Genomic DNA, 2,357 nt, shown 5'->3' on the forward strand with positions numbered 1-2,357 from the left:
CCTCGGGCGCGCCGGGCCTGCAGGGCGGTCCGGGTGCCCAGGGCGGGCCGGGCGGCGGGCTGCCGCCGCGGCGCCCGCAGCAGCAGGGCCAGCCGGGCCAGCAGGGCCAGCCCGGCCGGCCGCCGCAGGGCGGTCCGCAGGGGCCGCGCCGTCCGCAGGGCCCGCAGGGCGGTCCGCAGCAGGGCCGGCAGGCTCCGCAGGGCGGCCCGCAGGGTCCGCAGCAGGGCCAGCAGCGTCCGGGCGGTGAGCCCACCCAGCACGGGCGGGCCGAGCAGCCGCAGCGTCGTCCGCTGCCGCCGCAGCCGCAGCCGGCCGAGCAGTCCGGTGCGTTCGCCCGGCCCCGGTTCGAGGCGTCCGACATCGACCCGCGCGACCCGCTGGGCCTCGGCCTGGTGGAGCCGGTGCTGCCGGACCCGGTGGGCCAGGGCGTGCCGCCGCTGCCGCCGCAGGCCCAGCAGCCGCAGGTCCAGCAGCCGCAGCAGCCGCAGTTCGCGGAGCGTCCGCAGCCGATGGCGCTGCCGACGGCCGGTGAGCGCCCGTCCGGGCCGGCCGGTCCGGCGCAGGGCCGCGAGCAGCTCCGTCCGCGTGCCTACCAGCCGCAGCGCCCCGGCACCTCCGCGCCGGGCTTCACCCAGCAGCCGGCTCCCCAGCCGGCCCCGCAGGCGTCGGCCCCGCAGGGCCAGGGCCTGCCGCAGCGCCCGGCGCAGGGCGGTGCCCCGCAGGGCGCCCCGCAGCGTCCGGCCGCGCCGCAGCGTCCGGCCGGTCCGCAGGGCCAGCCGGGTCAGTCGGGTCCGCAGGGCCAGCCGGGTCAGGGCCGGCCGCAGGCGGCGCCGTTCGGCGGCGCTCCGGCGGTGGACCCGCAGGGCGACCCGGACGCGCCGTGGCGCCCGTCGGCGAACGACGAGCGCTGGCGGCGGGCCGAGCAGATGCGCGAGCCGCAGACCAACGGCCTGACCACCTCGGGGCTGCCTCGCCGCACCCCGCAGGCCAACCTGGTCTCCGGCAGTGCCGAGGCCAGTCCGCTGACCGGTCCCCAGGTCTCGCGCAGCCCGGAGGAGGTGCGCGGCCGGTTGACCAACCTGCGCCGCGGCATCCAGCAGGGCCGCCAGGCGGGGACGCAGCAGCAGGGCTTCGGCGGCCCCGCGCCGCAGCAGCGGCCGGGCTTCGACTTCGGCGGGGCGTCCGAGGGCTACCGGGGAGCCCGGGGCGGGCGGTCCGACGTCGATGGCAACAACGGCTTCGGCCCCGAGCACCAGGAGCGTTGAGTTGATCCAGATGAGCCAGGCCGCACAGAACCTGAACTGGCTGATCACCAATTTCGTGGACAACACCCCCGGGGTGTCCCACACCGTGGTGGTCTCCGCCGACGGTCTGCTGCTGTGCATGTCCGAGGGCTTCCCCCGGGACCGTGCCGACCAGCTGGCCGCCGTCGCCTCCGGACTGACCTCGCTGACCTCGGGTGCGAGCCGCATCTTCGAGGGCGGTGAGGTCAACCAGACCGTGGTCGAGATGGAACGGGGCTTCCTGTTCCTGATGGCGATCAGCGACGGCTCCGCGCTCGCGGTGCTCGCCTCGCCGGACTCCGACATCGGCCTGATCGGCTACGAGATGGCCCTGCTGGTCGACCGGGCCGGCGCGGTGCTCACGCCGGCCCTGCGGGCCGAACTCCAGGGCAGTCTCCTGCACTGACGGTCGGGTCCGCCCGATCCCCGACTCCTTAGCACCACCCTCACCGTGCCGGACCCCACCCGACCCCCGGGTCCGGCACCCCACCCCAGGTCTTCGCCGTACGGTGGCTGACAGCCCGTCAGTCAGCGGCCCAGTGGGCTCCGGCCGCGAACGACTGCAGCACAAGGAGGACGCATGACCCCGCCCCCGACACCCGCCGGTGCGTACGGCAACGGGTACGGAAACGGCTACGGCGGCCAGCAGGCCGGCGGGTACGGCGGCCAGCAGTCGGACGGCTACGAGCAGCAGCCGCTGGTCCGCCCGTACGCCATGACCGGCGGACGCACCCGGCCCCGCTACCAGTTGGCCATCGAGGCGCTGATCTCGACCACCGGCACCGCCGCTCCGGGCGGGCTGCTCCCCGAGCACGCCCGCATCGTGTCGCTGTGCCGCGAGGTCAAGTCGGTCGCCGAGATCTCCGCGCTGGCGGGCGTCCCGCTCGGGGTCGCCCGCATCCTCGTCGCAGACCTGGCCGAGGCCGGCCTGGTCGCCATCCACCAGCCCGCCGCCGCGGGCGAGTCGGGCGGTACGCCTGACGTCACGCTGCTCGAAAGGGTCCTCAGTGGACTTCGCAAGCTCTAACGCGGCCGCCCCCAGCCGCGCCACCACCTCCGCCAAGATCGTCGTCG

Annotated in this window: 2 protein-coding genes and 1 pseudogene; all 3 read left to right on the top strand. The window is 76.7% G+C overall.

Annotated elements, in window-relative coordinates:
- Positions 1–1,265: pseudogene (locus ACFUEL_RS38630) on the top strand (hypothetical protein); the annotation flags it as partial.
- A 10-nt stretch (positions 1,266–1,275) separates the two neighbouring features.
- The gene (locus ACFUEL_RS38635; protein ID WP_285679288.1) at positions 1,276–1,689 is read left to right on the top strand and encodes a roadblock/LC7 domain-containing protein; all 414 of its coding nucleotides are present in this window, start codon (positions 1,276–1,278) and stop codon (positions 1,687–1,689) included.
- A gap of 174 nt (positions 1,690–1,863) precedes the next feature.
- Entirely contained in the window at positions 1,864–2,310 is a 447-nt protein-coding gene (locus tag ACFUEL_RS38640) for a DUF742 domain-containing protein (RefSeq protein WP_176190137.1), read from the top strand.
- The last annotated feature ends 47 nt before the right edge of the window (positions 2,311–2,357 follow it).

This window comes from Kitasatospora sp. NPDC057198 (assembly GCF_042670125.1).
Lineage (GTDB): Bacteria > Actinomycetota > Actinomycetes > Streptomycetales > Streptomycetaceae > Kitasatospora.